General features: G+C 67.3%; 12 protein-coding genes and 1 riboswitch. Of the genes, 9 read left to right on the forward strand and 3 right to left on the reverse strand.

Features of this window, described 5'->3' with window-relative positions; all coding sequences use genetic code 11:
• Window positions 1–158: 158 nt before the first annotated feature.
• A complete protein-coding gene (locus tag AC5P9P_RS20255) occupies window positions 159–644 on the reverse strand; it encodes a hypothetical protein (protein ID WP_152905591.1) in 486 nt (161 codons plus the stop codon).
• 82 nt (window positions 645–726) lie between these two features.
• Window positions 727–1,890, reverse strand: coding sequence for an acyl-CoA dehydrogenase family protein (locus AC5P9P_RS20260; protein WP_033835514.1), 1,164 nt, complete (start codon window positions 1,888–1,890; stop codon window positions 727–729).
• A 256-nt stretch (window positions 1,891–2,146) separates the two neighbouring features.
• Between AC5P9P_RS20260 and AC5P9P_RS20265 the strand changes: the two genes are divergently transcribed.
• Window positions 2,147–3,823 (forward strand): electron transfer flavoprotein-ubiquinone oxidoreductase, encoded by a 1,677-nt coding sequence (locus AC5P9P_RS20265; protein ID WP_033835513.1) that lies wholly within the window; start codon window positions 2,147–2,149, stop codon window positions 3,821–3,823.
• 65 nt (window positions 3,824–3,888) lie between these two features.
• The gene (locus AC5P9P_RS20270; protein WP_033835512.1) at window positions 3,889–4,290 is read left to right on the forward strand and encodes a c-type cytochrome; all 402 of its coding nucleotides are present in this window, start codon (window positions 3,889–3,891) and stop codon (window positions 4,288–4,290) included.
• On the opposite strand, the gene AC5P9P_RS20275 is transcribed toward AC5P9P_RS20270, so the two are convergent.
• Entirely contained in the window at window positions 4,284–7,883 is a 3,600-nt protein-coding gene (locus AC5P9P_RS20275) for an ATP-binding protein (RefSeq protein ID WP_049402843.1), read from the reverse strand. The genes AC5P9P_RS20270 and AC5P9P_RS20275 overlap by 7 nt on opposite strands.
• Window positions 7,884–7,958: 75 nt before the next feature.
• Here AC5P9P_RS20275 and AC5P9P_RS20280 point away from each other — a divergent pair, with 75 nt between their 5' ends.
• The 7 genes from AC5P9P_RS20280 (at window position 7,959) to pnuC (ending at window position 16,730) form a co-directional block, all read left to right on the forward strand.
• Complete coding sequence (locus AC5P9P_RS20280; RefSeq protein WP_005407620.1) at window positions 7,959–8,597, forward strand: response regulator; 639 nt, start codon at window positions 7,959–7,961, stop codon at window positions 8,595–8,597.
• Window positions 8,598–8,975: 378 nt separating this feature from the next.
• Window positions 8,976–9,746, forward strand: a complete 771-nt coding sequence (locus AC5P9P_RS20285) for a hypothetical protein (protein ID WP_049402844.1) — start codon at window positions 8,976–8,978, stop codon at window positions 9,744–9,746.
• 112 nt (window positions 9,747–9,858) lie between these two features.
• Window positions 9,859–11,850, forward strand: coding sequence for a peptidoglycan-binding protein (locus AC5P9P_RS20290; RefSeq protein ID WP_033835107.1), 1,992 nt, complete (start codon window positions 9,859–9,861; stop codon window positions 11,848–11,850).
• A 245-nt stretch (window positions 11,851–12,095) separates the two neighbouring features.
• Window positions 12,096–12,503: a glycine zipper 2TM domain-containing protein gene (locus AC5P9P_RS20295; RefSeq protein ID WP_014645533.1), complete on the forward strand. Its 408-nt coding sequence runs from the start codon at window positions 12,096–12,098 to the stop codon at window positions 12,501–12,503.
• A 125-nt stretch (window positions 12,504–12,628) separates the two neighbouring features.
• A complete protein-coding gene (locus AC5P9P_RS20300) occupies window positions 12,629–13,753 on the forward strand; it encodes a phosphotransferase enzyme family protein (RefSeq protein ID WP_033835102.1) in 1,125 nt (374 codons plus the stop codon).
• A 43-nt stretch (window positions 13,754–13,796) separates the two neighbouring features.
• A riboswitch (TPP riboswitch) is annotated at window positions 13,797–13,892 on the forward strand.
• Window positions 13,893–13,962: 70 nt separating this feature from the next.
• Entirely contained in the window at window positions 13,963–16,152 is a 2,190-nt protein-coding gene (locus AC5P9P_RS20305; RefSeq protein ID WP_049402845.1) for a TonB-dependent receptor, read from the forward strand.
• Between the two features lie 8 nt (window positions 16,153–16,160).
• The gene (pnuC, locus tag AC5P9P_RS20310; protein WP_049402883.1) at window positions 16,161–16,730 is read left to right on the forward strand and encodes a nicotinamide riboside transporter PnuC; all 570 of its coding nucleotides are present in this window, start codon (window positions 16,161–16,163) and stop codon (window positions 16,728–16,730) included.
• Window positions 16,731–16,955: the final 225 nt, after the last annotated feature.

Below are 16,955 nucleotides of genomic sequence, written 5' to 3' on the forward strand. Positions count from 1 at the left end.
GGCGGTTCAGGGAGAATCCGGCGTGGGGACCCAAGCTACTTCTCGGTCGCAAGACCTGGATCCACACGGTCGCCCACGCCGGGCTCTCGGCACCCAAGGTGCCAGATTGGCAAGAGATAAGATCCACGCCATGCGTGGATGCCTTCCGCCTGGATCAATCAGGAGTGGGCGCCCTTGCGTTGCCCGGGGCGCGTGCGATTGCCCACAGAAGAAAACTCCAGACCATCAATATCGGCATGCGCACCGCACATGCCCAAGCCCGTTACCGTCGGGTCGATCCCGCCGGATGAGACTCTCAGCGCACCTGCATGTTTCTCGATAGCCACTGTGCCTAGTTCGGACTGATGAATCAGTTTTCCGCCTTCTGGATTCATATGCAGCACGAAGGAGCAGACGTGCTGCATCGCCTGGGTACTGTGCAGCTCAACCCTATAGCCTAGTGATTCTTCGACGATCGACAGGCGGTCCCTGAACCCATCGCGGCAACTACGTCCGTTGCCAGGTTCGGTACACAGATCGCTCGCCTGCGAATAGCTGCCTGCCCATGCCCCATCATCTCCGTCGCCTGCCCACGCCATCTGCAGCACGGAGGCTTGGAAGAGCAACGGGAGACACAGCAGCCTTACAACGGGATTGTTCTTCATTCAGCTTGCATCTCCGGATAGGCGTCCCATGTCGCCCACCCTACTCGGCAACGCCGGCCAGCGGCCGGCACTACCGGTGCACTCAGAACGCGTTGATGCCGGTCAGTTCGCGGCCGATCACCAGCTGGTGCACGGTCTCGGTGCCTTCATAGGTGATCACCGATTCCAGGTTCAGCGCGTGGCGGATCGCCACGTGCTCGGTGGTGATCCCAGCCCCACCAAGCAGATCGCGACACTCGCGGGCGATGTCGATCGCCATGCGGCAGTTGTTCCACTTGGCCAGGCTGACCTGCTGCGGCTGCAGCTGGCCGGCTTCCTTCAGGCGGCCCAGCTGCAAGGCCAGCAGCTGCGCGGTGGTGATGCGGCGGGCCATCTCGGCCAGCTTGATCTGCGCGCTCTGCGTGGCCGCCAGCGGACGACCAAACAGCACGCGCTCCTTGGCATAGCCCAGCGCTTCATCCAGGCAGGCAATCGCCGCACCGATCGGCCCCCAGCTGATGCCGTAACGGGCCTGGGTCAGGCAGCCCAGCGGCCCCTTCAGGCCCTTCACGTTCGGCAGGCGATGGCTGTCGGGCACGCGCACGTCATCGAAGAACAGCGCGCCGGTCAGCGACGCGCGCAGGCTCATCTTGTGCTTGATCTCCTGCGTGGTGAAGCCGGCCATGCCCTTTTCCAGCACGAAGCCTTGGATGCCATCTTCGGTCTGTGCCCAGACGATGGCCAGGTCGGCCACCGGGCCGCTGGTGATCCACATCTTGCTGCCGCTGATGCGCCAGTCGCTGCCGTCGCGCACCGCGCGGGTCTTCATGCTGGCCGGGTCGGACCCGCCGTGCGCCTCTGTCAGGCCGAAGCAGCCGATCAGCTCGCCGCGTGCCATCGCCGGCAGCCACTGCTGGCGCTGTTCCTCGCTGCCGTACGCGTAGATGGGATACATGCACAGCGAGCTCTGCACCGAAACGAAGCTGCGCAGGCCAGAATCGCCGCGCTCCAGCTCCTGGCAGATCAGGCCATAGCTGACCGCGCCGAGGCCACCGCCACCGTATTCGGCCGGCAGTGTCGCGCCGAGCAGGCCCAGAGACGCGATCTCCGGCACCAGCTCGGCGGGGAAACGGGCCTGGTCGAAGGCATCGCCGATGATCGGCAGCACGCGCTCGTTGGTGAAGCGGGCGACGCTCTCCTGCACCGCGCGCTCTTCCTCGTTGAGCAGGGAACGGACATCGAACAGATCGTACGGATGCAAAGCCATGGCACTCACGCGCAGTCAGGACCGGGCCATTGTCGGTCATCCGCACAGCGCGTGCCGGCCAGGGTCGGCACCGGCAGGGCTGCGGCCCTACGCTGCATTGCAGCAATCCGGGCGTGAACATCGCCGATCTAGCTCGATCACGCGCGTCCCGGTACCCTGACACATTCAAACAACCGTTTCGCCCGTGGCTGCACGCGCGATTCCCAGGCACCGCCGGTGGCCCCGATGCCGGCCCTACCCACGAGTCATGCAATCGATGAGCGCTGAAGCCAACGCCCTGCCCCCGCGTGAAGTAATGGAATTCGACGTGGTGATCGTCGGCGCCGGCCCCGCCGGCCTGGCCACCGCGATCCGCCTGCGCCAGCGCGCGATCGAAGCCGGCCGCGAGTTGTCGGTGTGCGTGCTGGAGAAGGGGTCCGAACCAGGCGCGCACGTGCTGTCCGGCGCGGTGATGGATCCGCGCGCGCTGGCCGAACTGTTCCCGGACTGGGCCGAGCGTGGCGCACCGCTGAAGCAGAAGGTCACCCGCGACGAATTCCTGTTCCTCAGCGAAACCGGCGCACGCAGCACGCCCAACGCGCTGCTGCCGGAGTGCTTCCACAACGAAGGCAACTACATCATCAGCCTGGGCGAAGTGACCCGCTGGCTGGCGCAGCAGGCCGAGGCGCTGGAAGTGGCGATCTTCCCCGGCTTCGCCGCCGCCGAAGTGCTGTTCGGCGACAACGGTGAAGTGATCGGCGTGGCCACCGGCGACATGGGCATCGAGAAGGACGGCAGCATCGGCCCGGCCTTCGAGCGCGGCATGGCGCTGCACGCCAGGTACACGATCTTCGCCGAAGGCGCACGCGGCCACCTCGGTCGCCAGCTGATCGCCCGCTACAAGCTGGACGAAGGCAAGGACCCGCAGGCCTACGGCATCGGCATCAAGGAACTGTGGCAGATCGACCCGGCCAAGCATGAGCCGGGCCTGGTGGTGCATGCCGCCGGCTGGCCGCTGGACAGCGACACCTACGGCGGCGCGTTCCTGTACCACGCCGACGGCGGCAAGGTCGCCATCGGCTACGTGGTCGGCCTGGACTACAGGAACCCGTGGCTGAGCCCGTTTGAAGAGTTCCAGCGTTTCAAGACCCATCCTTCCATCCGCAAGCACCTGGAGGGTGGCACCCGCATCGGTTACGGCGCGCGTGCGATCACCGCCGGTGGCCTGTTGTCGCTGCCGAAGACGGTGTTCCCCGGTGGCGCGCTGGTCGGCTGCGAGGCCGGCTACCTCAACGCCAGCCGCATCAAGGGCAGCCACGCCGCGATCAAGACCGGCATGCTGTGCGCCGACGCCGCGTTCGATGCACTGGCCGCCGACCGCCAGCACGATGAACTGAGTGCCTATCCGACGGCGTTCGAAGCCAGCTGGCTGTTCACCGAACTGCAGCAGGCCAAGAACTTCAAGCAGTGGTTCAAGAAGGGCCAGACCGTGGCCACGCTGATGACCGGCGTGGAACAGTGGCTGCTTCCCAAGCTGGGCGTGCGCAACCCGCCGTGGACCCTGCACCGCACCCAACCCGACCACGCCTGCCTGGAACCGGCGGCCAAGCACACCCGCATCGCCTACCCGAAGCCGGATGGCGTGCTGACCTTCGATCGACTCAGCTCGGTGTTCCTGAGCAGCACCAACCACGACGAGAACCAGCCCAGCCACCTGACGCTGAAGGACCCGAGCATTCCGGTGAAGGTGAACCTGGCCGAGTACGCAGGCCCGGAAGCGCGCTACTGCCCGGCCGGCGTGTACGAGTTCGTCGGCGAAGCCGACAGCGCGCGCCTGCAGATCAACGCGCAGAACTGCGTGCACTGCAAGACCTGCGACATCAAGGACCCCACCCAGAACATCGTGTGGGTGACCCCGCAGGGCGGCGGCGGCCCGAACTACTCGGGCATGTGAACGCCACGGGCTGCGACCGCGTGTCGCAGCCCACCTGCCCCGCTGCGTCGCTATCCTGCCCGCCCATGCGTGCTTTCCGCCTGCTCATCACCGTTGCCGTGGCCCTGGCGGCCACGGCCTGCCAGCGCCCGCCTGCGGCACCGGCCACACCGGAACAGGCGCAGCAGCAGGCCATGCAGCGCGCGTTTGAACTGTGTGCCGGCTGCCACACCGTGCAGCCCGGGGGCATCCACCGCTTCGGGCCGAACCTGCACGGCGTGATCGGCCGGCGCGCCGGCAGCCTGCCCGACTACGGCTACTCCGATGGCATGCGCCGCGCCGACATCACCTGGACCGCGCAGACCCTGGATGCGTTCCTGCAGTCACCCACCCATGTTGTACCGGGCACACGCATGTACAACGCCTTCCCCAGCGCCGAACGCCGTGCGCTGGTGATCGCCTACCTGCATCAGCAGTCGGCTCAGTGAGCCAGGCGCTGCAACTGCTGTTGCAGCCGCGCCACGAATGCCGCCACCGCGGTGAACAACGGCTCCGGATCGGTCTCGGCCGCATCCTGCAGGCGTTCGACCAGGGCATTGGCCTGCGCAGCCAGCACCGTCGCTCCCACCGCGCCCAAGCCACCGGCCTGGCGATGCAGGTGCAGCGCGGCAGCCTCACGGTCGCCGGCCTCCAGCGCGCGCTGCACAGCGGCCAGGTCACCTGCACTGGCCTGCAGCAGGCTGTCGCGCAACCGCTCGGCCACCGCACGTGAGCCGAAGCGCCGCTGCAGGCTGTCCAGATCGGGCAGCGTCCTGTCATCGACGGCAGCGGACTCGGCCAGGGGCTCCTCGAACCGTTGCCCCTGCGCCTGCGGCAACCAGCGCAGCAGTGCCGCGCGCAGCGTCGCCAATGACAATGGCTTGGCCAGCACCTCATCCATGCCGGCTTCACGGCAACGACGCGCATCGTCGTCCAGCACGCTGGCGGTCAGCGCCAGCACGGCCAGCCGGGGTTGCCCGGTGCGTCCCTCGCGTTCGCGCAGCAGCCGGGTGAAGCCAAAGCCATCCAGCACCGGCATCCGGCAGTCAGTGATCACCAGATCGAAGCTCTCCGACGACAGCCGATCCAGTCCCTGCTGGCCGTCACCGACAATCACGTGCGGCACGCCCAGCTGCTGCAGGCGCCAGGCCATCATCGCCTGGTTGGTCGGATGGTCCTCGATCACCAGCACCCGTGCCTCGCGCAGCGGCGCAGGCAGCAGCGCCACCTGATCCTGCTCGGCCACCAGGGCCTCGACATCGCCACTACCGGCCTCCACCAGCGACAGCCGCACCTCGGCGCGGGTGCCCTCGCCCAGCGTACTGTGCAACGCCAGCTCGCCGTCCATCATCTGCACCAGACGCTGGCAGATGCTCAAGCCCAACCCGGTGCCACCGTGGTCTCGCTGGATGTAGGCACCGGCCTGGGTGAACGGCGCGAACAGGTGCTGCAGTTGTTCCGGTGCAATGCCGATGCCGGTATCGGTGACACTCAGGCACAGCGGCTGAGCCCCCTCCTCGCTGGTCGGCCCCAGCACCTCCAGCTGCAGGCGAACCTCGCCCTGCGCGGTGAACTTGATGGCGTTGCTGAGCAGGTTGAACACGATCTGGCGCAGGCGTACGCCATCCACTTCGTGGGCCGGCGCCAGCTGCGGGTCAATCTGCACGTGCAGCGCCAACCCACGTGCACTGGCCTGTGCGGAGAGCAGGCGGCACACGCTCTCCAGCAACGGCCGCAGCGGCTGCGGCACCGGCTCAAGGCGCAGTGCGCCAGCCTCCAGCCGTGAGTAGTCGAGGATGTCGTCCAGGATCTGCCGCAGCATCTGCGCCGAGTCCTCGATCACCCCCAGGATGCGCTGCTGTTCGATGTCCAGCGGCGAATGCGCCAGCACTTCCAGCATGCCCAGCACGCCACTCATCGGCGTGCGGATTTCATGGCTCATGGTCGCCAGGAAGCGCGACTTCGCTTCCGCCGCCTGCTCGGCCTCGGCCTTGGCCGTGACCAGGGCGTCGGCCTGTGCACGCGCTTCGCTCACATCCACCCAGTAGCCACTCCAGGTCACCGCACCGGCTTCTGCGGCATACGGATGGGCCTGGCTGCGCACCCAGCGCGCGCCTTCGCCCTCGGCGCGCAGGCGGAACTCGAGGATCAGCGGCGCGAACTGGCGCGCGGCCTGTTCGACGGCCTGCAGGATGTGTGCGCGATCGTCTTCCTCAATGCGTTCCAGCAGCGTCCTGGCGTCCTGCTCGGCCTGCTGCCGGCTGATTCCGAACAACGCCTGCAGATCACCGGCGATGAACGGGAAGCTGAGCACGCCATCGGCGTCGCGGCGTGCCTGGTAGACCACCGCAGGCAGGTTGTCGGTGACCTCGGCCAGTCGCTGTTCCAGATGACGCCGACTGGTCACTTCGCGGCGCAGGCGCCAGTAGCCGATGCCATGCACCAACAACGCGGTCAGCAGCACCACCAGCAGTGGCAGGCCCCAGTGCAGTGCGCTTTTCCAGTCAACGCCATTGCGATACTCCACCGCCAGCCAGTCGCCACGCAGCGCCTCATGCTTGCGCGGCGTCATCTGCAGCAGCAGGCGATCGAAGGTGGTCGCCAGTGCGGCATGCCGCCGCTCCACCGCCAGCACCAGCTGATCGTTGAAGCCCGCCGGTGCAGCGACCTGCAGGCGGCCGGGGAAACGACTGCGCAGCAGGTAGTCGACCACCGCCAGATTGCCCACGTAGGCATCGGCCTCGCCATCAAGCAGCCGCTGCATCGCCTGTTCCGCACTGCGTGCCGCCATGATCCGGGCCTGCGGTGCCTGCTGCAGCACGTAGCCCCGCACACGCTCGGGATCGGACAGCAGCACGCGCTTGCCCTGCAGGTCCGACATGCCCAGCAGGGCTGGGCTGTCGACGCGGCTGACGATCACGTTCGGCACACTGATGAAGGGCTGGCTGAACACCCAATCCGGCCCCAGGTAGCGCGAATCGGCCGGAATTCCCATCACCGCCTGCAGCTCGCCACGGCGGGCCTTCTCGCGCACCTCATACCAGTCGTGGCTGCTCTCCGGCTGCAGGTTGGCGCCGGCCTGCATCAGACGGCGCAGGTACTCACTGGCCAGGCCGCTGGGCTTGCCCTGCTCGTCGGTGAACGACAGCGGCGCCGCGTTCGGTGCGAAACCGATCTTCAACGGCTGTTCCAGCACCCGCTTCTCGGCCCGGCTCAGCGCCATCTGCGCCGATGCCGACCACTGCGGTGGCGGCAGCCAGCGCTGCACCAGGGCATCGCGCTGGGCCTGGCTGGTCGCAGCCAGGGCCAGATCCAACGCTTCTGCCAGCGGCTGCTTGCTGTTGGGTACACCGAAGTGCAGGCGTTCGGGAGGCAGATCGCTCGGCCGCAGCAGCACCACGCCCTGCAGGCGCTGGGTGGCGATCAGTTCGGTGGCGACATAGGCATTGCCGATATAGACATCAGCTTTGTCGTCTCTGACCATCTCGAGTGCCGCCAACGAGCTGTTTGCGACAAGCTGACGGGCCTGTGGAAAACGCGCGCGCACCTGCGGGCCGGTCAGGAAATCCTGCTCGATCACCACCCGCAGTCCATCCAGATCGGGATTGTCCGAGGCACGCAGGTCGTCGGGGCGGCCCACCAGGGCCAGCGGTGCCTCGCCATAGGCGGCGGTATAGACCATGCAGCGGGTGCGGTCGGCACTCAGACCGACATTCATCACCACATCGATCTCGCCACGACATGCCGCATCCAGCACGGAGGTCCAATCCGGAAAACGACGGGCCTCGACCTTCACACCCAACTGACGGGCAAGAAGCGACAGATAATCCGGACCCAGACCCACCTGCTGGCCATCACGGAGTGACTCGAATGGTGGCCAGCCGCTGTCATACTGCCCCACGACGATGCTTGGATGGGCGGCGAGGTACTCGCGCTGCAGGGGACTGAGCGGCAACAGCCCAGGCACTGCCTGTGCCAGCGCCACGGGCAGCACCAGCACGGCCAGCAGCAGGACCAGCCCGCGAACAGCCCAGCTACGCATCGGCGTCGATCTCCTAGAATCCTGACAGGGCCGCGATGGTCGCGGCCCGGCTTGCCCGGTGGCCATACTAGAGCAATGAGCTTGCGCATCATCATCGCAGACGACCACCCTGTGGTCCGTATCGGTACCCGCGCCGTCATCGAATCGAGCGGGGTCGGCCGCGTGGTCGGCGAGGCTGACAGCGCGCAGGCGCTGATGGCCCTGCTCGGCAGCCAACCCTGCGACCTGCTGGTGACCGACTATTCCATGCCGGGCAGCCCACAGGCCGACGGCTTCGCCATGATCGGCATGATCCGCCGCCGCTTCCCCGACCTGCCGGTGCTGATGCTCAGCGTCTCCAACAACCTGGCGATCCTGCGCATGGTGCTCGACAGCGGCGTGCTCGGCCTGGTCGACAAGAGCTCGTCGATGGACGAACTACCGCAGGCCATCCAGGCGGTCTATCGGGGCCAGCCCTACATCAGCCGGAGCCTGCGTGAGCGGGTCGAGGCTGCGGGCAGCTGGCGCATGCGCGAGGGCGACGGCAAGCCTTTGTCGCCACGCGAGGTGGAAGTGCTGCGGCTGCTCGGCACCGGCATGACGGTGAAGGAGATCTCGCTGCAGCTGCACAAGAGCGTCAGCACCATCAGCCGGCAGAAAGGCGACGCCATGCTCAAATTGGGCCTGAAGGGCGACGCCGAACTGTTCGACTACCTGCGCGACGGCAAGATCTGAGAACCAGATCACACTGTGAGGGCATCTGTCACCGCCCTCTTTGACCGGCCGCCGTTCTGTGCCAAGATGACCCGGCATGGGTTTTCAATGCGAGGTCGAAGGAATCGGCCGGCTCATGTCCTCGCTCCCGTCCCAGGTGGATGGGGTGCGGTTTCCTGCCGGCCGTCTGGCCCGGCAACGCTGACCATGGAGAGGCGCATGCATCACCCCCCCGAGCCATGTTGGACCCTGCCGTTGCGGCCCCTGCGCGCATTCGCGGCGTGCCTGCTCGTCTCTCTTTCCGCTGCGGCCTGCAGCGCCGCCGATCCGGCCCCCTCGTCCTCCCAGCCTGGCGCCCCCGTGCAGGCTGCCGATGCGCCCCGACAGGATGTTGCCCCGATGCAGAACACCTCTCCCGACACCGCCGTCACCCCGCCCGACGCGCCGACCGTGATGTATTTCACCTACCAGGTGGACGGTGATGGCGCGACCTCCTACGAGGTCCAGAACGGCAGCGTGGCGACCTTCTGGTTCGGCCACACCTTCACCCTCGATGGCACCACGTATTACACGGGTTTCTCCTGGGATACCCGCGAGCACTACGGCAAGCCGGGCGAGCAGACGCCGGCCGGTCCGGATGACCGCGCCAACCTCGCCGAGGCCACTTTCGTGCTGGCCGGCACCGACGCGAAGAAGCCATGGAAGTTCCGTGGCCAGGAATGGACCATCGGCGCGCTGGGCGCGTACGACAAGGCCGACGATGTCGATACCCGGCGCAAGCCGCTTGAACATCGCACCGCCGACGGTCGCCTGCTGCTGGCGGTGCCGACCAGCAGCTTCGACCGCGGCATCAGCAGCACCGGCTATGCGCTGCTGCTGTTCAACCCCAAGCGCAGCGAAGACGACGTGGACAGCAAGGTCTGGCGCTATGTCGGCTCGGTGCGTACGGGCGAGGACAACAGCGCCGCCTGCGACGAAGGCAACGTGATGCCCTGCACCGACAGCGATGGCGAACTGGCCTTCGCTGCCGACGGCAGCGGCCTGCCGCGACTGACCGTGACCTTCAAGGGCACCACCATCGAAGGCCCCGGCAAGACCCGTGCGCTGGGCGCCGGCGACGCCGTGCACTACACCTTCGACAGCGCGACCCAGCAGTACGTCGCGCCCTGATAGCACCCGCCCACGCGCGGGTTTCCTGTTGACCGACATGTTCTTGACTCACGGATGAGTCCGGTTGGCGATTCGCGGCATGCGCCGCTCCATCAACCCCGAGGAAAACGTCATGGCACAGCATGACTACAGCAGAAAGGAAGTTCTGGACATCGTCGAGCAGGTCGCCCGGCAGAAAGGCCTTCCGGTCGATGACTTCATGCGCTTCGCGCACATCGAGACCGGCGGCACCTTCAACGAGCGCGCCCACAATACCTCGTCCGGCGCCAAGGGCCTGTTCCAGTTCGTGCCCGGCTCCGCGCGCCAGTACCACCTGACCGGCCACGAGTTCGACCCGACCCGCAACACCGAAGCGGCCGCAAAGATGTACCAGGACAACCTGGACTCGATGGCACGCCGCAACGAGCGCACCGGCCACCCGTACCTGTCCGGAGGCAGTACGCCGACCGGCCTGGACCTGTACCTGGCCCACCAGCAGGGCAGCGCCGGCTATGGCTCGGTGCAGACCGCGATTGCCACCGGCACCTTCGGCGTGGTCCGCAACGGCCACGGCGAAGAGATCAACATGCGCCGCAACGTGCTGAACCAGATCGGTTCCGACGCGAAGGCGCTGACCGGCCACACCCTGGCCGAGATGCGCGGCATGAACGATGGCGACCTGGCGCGGACGTTCTCCAGCTACTACATCCACAAGTACGCGGCGATCAGCATTCCGGAAAAGAACATCGAACCGCAGGCGGTGGCGCAGGGCCAGGGCCAGGCCCCGGCCGCGCCTGCACAGGCCAGCGCAGCCGTGGCGGCGGGTGCAGCCACGCTGGCGGCAACCGCAGCGGCGGCTGCCACACCGAAGCCGGGCATCGAACTGCAGGCCGCCTACGAGGCCGGCGTGAAGTACGACCACGTGAAGTACGCCATCAACATTCCGGGTCACGCGCTGTACGTACCGGGCAAGACCGGCAAGAACGTGGAGCAGGGTTACATCGACTGCTCCGGCTGGGTCGGCACGCTGCAGAACCGCACCATGGACGAGATCAACCAGAAGGCCGGGCATGCGGTCTTCAGCAAGGCCGATCGCATCGACCTGGGCAACCTGGGTTCCGGCGGCATCGTGCGCAAGGCATTCGACCAGTCCGGCGTGCTGCTTGACCGCGACGCGATCCTCAAGCCCGGTGCGCTGAAGGAAGGCATGATCATCGGCCTGGATACGGCCAGGACCCGCCACGAGCACTGGAACGGCATCGACCACATCGTGATGGTGGTGCGCGACCCCACCACCGACAAGCTGCTGATCAGCCAGTCCACCGGCAGCAAGGGCGTGCACACCATGCCGGTCGAGGACTACCTCAAGCAGGTGAAGGACCACCCGAACTGGAAGCTGTACGCCTCCGATCCGCTGTCCAAGGCGCGCGACCTGCTGGAAAACCGCACCCCGTCGCACGAGCAGGCCCAGGGCAAGCCTGCCGCCGAGCACAAGGCCGCTGCCACGCCGCACGCCGAACTGTACAAGCAGGGCGCGCACAGCGAGGGCGTGCGCAAGGTGCAGGAGCAGCTGGGCCACCTCGGCTACGTCGGTGCCGACGGCAAGCCGCTGGTCGAGGATGGCCGCTTCGGCCGCAACACCGACGCGGCGGTGCGCCAGCTGCAGAAGGACAACGGCCTGGTGGCCGACGGCATTGTCGGGGCGAAGACGCTGGAGGCCATCAAGGAAGCCCGCGAGCGCCCGCTGCTGAACGACGAACGGCACCCGCGCAATCCGCTCTTCATCCAGGCCAGCAAGGGTCTGGAACTGTTGCCGGCCGGCACCTTCAAGGATCGCCACGCGCTGGAAAGCGCCGCGGCGGCCCTGACCAAGGAGGCGCATGCCGCCGGCCTGCAGCGCATCGACACGGTGGTGCCCAGCCCGAACGGTGAACGCCTGTTTGCCGTGCAGGGCACGATCGGTGACCCGGCGGCCAGCCGCGTGGCGGTGGAGGCCCGAGCCGCCAGCGAGCAGAGCATCGCGCTCAGCAGCGGTGCCGTGCAGGGCGCGCCTAACGTGCTGCACCAGCAGCAGGACGCCCAGCAGGAGCAGGCCCGGCAGGCACAGAAGGCGATGGGCATCTAAGCCCGCAACGCCTTGGCAGAGAAGGGAGGGCCACGTCCGCGTGGCCTTTTCCCTTTCTGCCAGCTGAGCGGCCGAGGCCGCTTTCAGCCTTGCTTCATGCCGCCTGCCGCTAGATGAATGCGCAAGCCGCACGGTGGACCAGGCAATGTTCCGGCAATGTTGGAACGTCAGCGTGGTCTCCACGGCAGCCGGGGCGCCCGCGCCCTCCCTGCCCAGCGTGGCATGCACCTCACAGGAGAACGAACATGCTCAGTACTTCCACACTCAGCTTCCGTGGTCTGGCGATGGCCCTGGCACTGGTTGCCGGTGTCGCCGTGGTCAGCGATGCCAGCGCGATGTCGAGGAAGGACAAGCGCACCCTGGTCGGCGCCGTGGTCGGTGGCGTGGCCGGCAACCTGCTCTCCAACGGCGATCCCGCTGCCACCGTCGGCGGCGCCGTGGCCGGCGGCGCGATCGGCAACTTGACCACCTCCGACCGCCGCGACCGCCGTTACTACGACAATCGCCGTTACGACGACCGCTACGATCGCCGTTACGACCGTGGCTACTACCGCAGCGGCTACTACGACCGCGGTGATGACCGTCGCTGGCAGCGCGAGCGCTACTACGACAACCGCTACTACCACGACCGCGGTCGCCATCGCGGCTGGTAAGCAGCGCGGCATCTCCCATGCCGATGCACGGACGGGCGGGTCGATGACCCGCCCGTTTGCGTTGGCCGCGTGCATGGCGTTGAATGCGCAGCCTTGGATGTGACTTTCCCCACTGGGGCTGCGGCATGACTTCTTCCTCCCACCGCGTGCAGGGCCTCAACAACGACGAGGTCGCTGCCGACTGGCCACCGATCAGCGCGGCGGACATCGCGTGGCTGCGCCAGCACTACCCGCAGCTGGACGAGCGCAGCGAACCGCGCTGGCACAGCCCGCGGCCGCTGTCGGCTGCCGCCATCGTCAACGGCGTGGAAGGCGCGGTGTTCATCAAGCGCCACCACCACAGCGTGCGCAGCACGGCCTGCCTGGAAGAAGAGCATCGCTTCATCGCCCATCTCGCCGCAGCGGGCGTACCGGTGGTGCAGGTGCTGCCAGCGGCCGATGGCCACACTGCGGCCGAACATGGCGAATGGACGTTCGAGCTGCATGCGATCGGCGTCGGCGAGGACCTGTACCGCGACGCCGTGTCGTGGTCGCTGCTGACCGATGTCGCGCAGGCCCGCGAAGCCGGGCGCACACTCGCGCAGCTGCACCGGGCCGCCGCCAGCTACCACGCGCCCCAACGCAGCACCCATGTGCTGGTCGCGCGCGACGATCTGATCCGTGCTGACGATCCGATCGCGGCCATCAAGGCAGGGCTGCACGAGCGTCCCGGGCTGGCCCGCTATCTCGCGCGCATTCCATGGGAAGCGCAGTTGCAGCGCGACGTGCTGCCGTGGCATGCCGGCCTGGCCGAGCGCCTGCGCGATGAGCCACGGTTGTGGGCGCACAACGACTGGCACGTTTCCAACCTGCTGTGGCGCGATGGGCAGATCAGTACCGTGCTGGATTTCGGCCTGGCCTCGCCCACCAGTGCGCTGTTCGACCTCGCCACGGCGATCGAGCGCAACGCGGTGGCGTGGCTGGAACTGGAGCGCGGCATGGAGGCGGTGCGCATCGATATTGCGCTGGCCCTGCTCGACGGCTACCGCCAGGTGCTTCCGCTGTCGGCGGCACGCGTGCACCTGCTGGCCGACCTGCTGCCGATGGTGCATTTCGACTTCGCACTATCCGAAGTGGAGTATTTCGAGGGCGTCACCGGCTCGACCGCCAATGCCGATGTGGCGTGGCAGCCCTTCATGCTCGGCCATCCGGCGTGGTTCCATACCGCCCCGGGGCAGGCACTGCTCAACGCGCTGCACGCGGCAGCCTGAAGGACGCCGGCTCGCAAATCCGTACCATTTGTAGTGAAATGGTCACCTGAAGCGGGGGTGCCTGGATCTGCCAGGCTGAGAGAGTCCCTTGGAACCTGATCCGGTTTGCACCGGCGTAGGGAGCTTTGAGCCGCAGCCACACCCCCGTCATGGGCCGGTGCACCTGCGCGCCGTCGCTTCGTCTCCCTTGTTGTCCGAAGACGAACCGAATGAACCGCTGCCTGCGCCCCACCCTGCTCTGCCTCGCCCTCTGCGCCGCGCTGCCGCTGCACGCCAGCGAGGCCGAAACGTCCCCCGATGCGGCTGCCACCGGCGCCGAGCGCTCGCCGACCGAACTGGCGGCGGTGCGCGTGCAGGCCGGCAAACCGAAGGCCGATACCTCGCGCGTGAATGCCTTCGGTGGCGGCAGCTGGAAGGACACGCCCGCGTCGATGAACGTGCTCGAGCGCGATTACCTCGACGGTCGCCAGGTACGTTCGCTGTCCGAGCTGGCCAGCAACGATGCCTCGCTGGGTGATGCCTACGCGCCGGTGGGCTACTACCAGAACATCGCCATCCGAGGCTTCGCACTGGACGCGGCCACCGGCTACCGCTTCAACGGGCTGTCCATCGCCGGCGAACAACGCCTGGCGCTGGAGAACGTGCAGTCGGTGGAGATCCTCAAGGGTGAAGCCGGCCTGGCGGCAGGCGTGATGGCGCCGGGCGGAATCATCAATTACATCGGTAAGCGCCCGGCGGAAGTGCGCACCGCCACGCTCGGCACCGATTCGGAAGGCTCGCGCTACGTTGCCGTCGATGTCGGCCACTGGATCACCCCGCGCTTCGGCGTCCGCCTGAATGCCGCATGGGATTCCAGCAATTCCTACGTCGAGCACGCCGATGGCCGCCGCAACTTCTACTCGCTGGCCGCCGACTGGCTGATCGGCGAGCGCGGCAAGCTGGAAGTGGATGCCAACTACCAGACCAGCTCGCAGCGCTCGGTGTCCGGCTACCAGCTGCTGGGCGCGCGTGACCTGCCGCGCGGTGTCGACCGCGAGCATCTGCTCGGCTACCAGCCGTGGCAGCGCCCGGTGGATATCGCCAGCACCAACATCACCGCGCTGCATACCTACGACTTCAACGACGCCTGGCAATCACGTGTATCGGTCGGCCACAGCCGTTCGGTGATCGATGACAACGTCGCCTTCGCCTACGGCTGCTACTACGCCGCGCAATGTGCCGATGGCAGCGTGCCAGGCAACTACTTCGCACCCAACGGCGACTATGACATCTACGACTACCGCAGCCCGGACGACACCCGCCGCAACCAGCAGGCCCGTGCCGAACTGCGCGGCCGCTTCGAGACCGGCAGCGTCGGTCACCACCTGACCGTCGGCGCCGACTACTTCCGCCGCACCGTGGACAAGCGCCCGAGCGTCAACGAGTACGTCGGTACCAGCAACATCCACGAGGCACCGGTGCCGGTGTTCGCGCCATCGCCGAAGATGCCGGGCCCATCCGCACGTCGCCTGGACAGCCGCCAGACCGCGTTCTTCGCGCTGGACCGGGTGAGCTTCGGTGACGACTGGCAGTGGCTGGCCGGTGGCCGCTTCGTGCGCCTCGATGAGCGCGCCTACGACAAGCGTGGCACCCCGCAGCGGCACAGCCGCCTGTCGCGCTTCCTGCCGCAGACCGCGGTGGTGTGGAAGGCCACCGACCAGCTCAATGCCTATGCCAGCTACGTGCGCGGCATTTCGCTGGGCCAGGAAGCGCCGTTCTGGACCAGCAACGCCGACACCTTCCTGCCGTCGGTGCAGTCGCGGCAGCTGGAAGTGGGCGTGAAGTACGTGCCGGTCGAAGCGCTGACCCTGGGCGCGGCCGTGTTCCGCATTTCGCAGCCGTACCAGTACGCCAAGCCGGACAGCAGCGACGTCGGCTACACCTTCGTCGAGGAAGGCACGCAGACCCACACCGGCCTGGAGCTGACCGCCAACGGCCAGCTGACCGATGCGCTGCAGATCGTGGCCAGCGCCAGCGTGCTGCAGGCGCGCGCGCGCGACACCGGCACGCCAGCCTATGAAGGCCATCAGCTGGTGAACGTGCCGAAGGTACGCGCCAGCGTGCACCTGGCCTACGCGCTGCCGTTCGTGCAGGGCCTGGACGTGACCGGCGGCTGGCGCTATGCCGGTGCCAACGTGGCACGTGTCGACGGCGGCGTGCGCGCACCGGACTATTCAGTGTTCGACGCTGGCCTGCGTTTCCAGCATCGCCTGCGCGAGCGCACAGTGACCTGGAACCTGTCGGTGGACAACGTGTTCAACCGCTTCTACTGGCGCGATACCGGCAGCAGCGGCGGTGACTACTACCTGTTCCCCGGCGCACCGCGACAGGCCCGCCTGTCGGTGACGTTCGCGCTGTGAGCGGCGTGATGCTCGAGTGGACCTCCGCACTGTGCAGCATCCTCGGCGTCTGGCTGATGGCCCGGCGCCGGCTGGCGGCGTGGCCGGTGGGCCTGCTGTCGGTGGCGCTGTATGGCCTGGTGTTCGCCGAGGCCAAGCTGTACTCGGACACCCTGCTGCAGATCGCCTTCGGTGGTTTCCTGGTCTATGGCTGGCTCAACTGGCGACAGCATGCCGCCGATGAGGGCAGCATCCGCATCGTTCCGCTGGCACGCGGCACGCTGCTGCGCGACCTGGCCATCGGCCTGTGCGGTGGCGTGGCGCTGGGTGCAGCCATGCACAGCTTCACCGACGCTGCCCTGCCGTGGTTGGATGCGCTGCTGACCGGTCTGAGCCTGGTCGGGCAATGGTGGCAGGCCCGCCGCCACGTGGCCTGCTGGTGGGTATGGATCGCAGTGGACGTGGTCTATGTGGGTGCGTACCTGTTCAAGTCGCTGCACGTGACCGCCGCGCTGTACGTGTTCTTCCTCGGCCTGGCCGTGTTCGGCCTGCGCGCATGGAGCGCCGCCGCTCGCGAGCCACAGGTGGCAACCCGGTAGGGCCACGCCATGCGTGGCTGGGCTACCGGTAGTCGCCAACCTTGGTTGGCGTGCGTGCCGACCAAGGTCGGCATCTACCCAGAACATCCACGCATGGCGTGGATCTTATCTCTTGCCAATCTGGCACCTTGGGTGCCGAGAGCCCGGCGTGGGCGACCGTGTGGATCCAGGTCTTGCGACCGAGAAGTAGCTTGGGTCCCCACGCCGGATTCTCCCTGAACCGCC

Source organism: Stenotrophomonas sp. YJH_SMC_14-1 (assembly GCF_059372275.1).

Coding starts and splice junctions, on each gene's coding strand:
- AC5P9P_RS20255 (WP_152905591.1), bottom strand. CDS start 644: ATGAAGAACAATCCCGTTGTAAGGCTGCTGTGTCTCCCGTTGCTCTTC.
- AC5P9P_RS20260 (WP_033835514.1), bottom strand. CDS start 1,890: ATGGCTTTGCATCCGTACGATCTGTTCGATGTCCGTTCCCTGCTCAAC.
- AC5P9P_RS20265 (WP_033835513.1), top strand. CDS start 2,147: ATGAGCGCTGAAGCCAACGCCCTGCCCCCGCGTGAAGTAATGGAATTC.
- AC5P9P_RS20270 (WP_033835512.1), top strand. CDS start 3,889: ATGCGTGCTTTCCGCCTGCTCATCACCGTTGCCGTGGCCCTGGCGGCC.
- AC5P9P_RS20275 (WP_049402843.1), bottom strand. CDS start 7,883: ATGCGTAGCTGGGCTGTTCGCGGGCTGGTCCTGCTGCTGGCCGTGCTG.
- AC5P9P_RS20280 (WP_005407620.1), top strand. CDS start 7,959: ATGAGCTTGCGCATCATCATCGCAGACGACCACCCTGTGGTCCGTATC.
- AC5P9P_RS20285 (WP_049402844.1), top strand. CDS start 8,976: ATGCAGAACACCTCTCCCGACACCGCCGTCACCCCGCCCGACGCGCCG.
- AC5P9P_RS20290 (WP_033835107.1), top strand. CDS start 9,859: ATGGCACAGCATGACTACAGCAGAAAGGAAGTTCTGGACATCGTCGAG.
- AC5P9P_RS20295 (WP_014645533.1), top strand. CDS start 12,096: ATGCTCAGTACTTCCACACTCAGCTTCCGTGGTCTGGCGATGGCCCTG.
- AC5P9P_RS20300 (WP_033835102.1), top strand. CDS start 12,629: ATGACTTCTTCCTCCCACCGCGTGCAGGGCCTCAACAACGACGAGGTC.
- AC5P9P_RS20305 (WP_049402845.1), top strand. CDS start 13,963: ATGAACCGCTGCCTGCGCCCCACCCTGCTCTGCCTCGCCCTCTGCGCC.
- pnuC (WP_049402883.1), top strand. CDS start 16,161: ATGCTCGAGTGGACCTCCGCACTGTGCAGCATCCTCGGCGTCTGGCTG.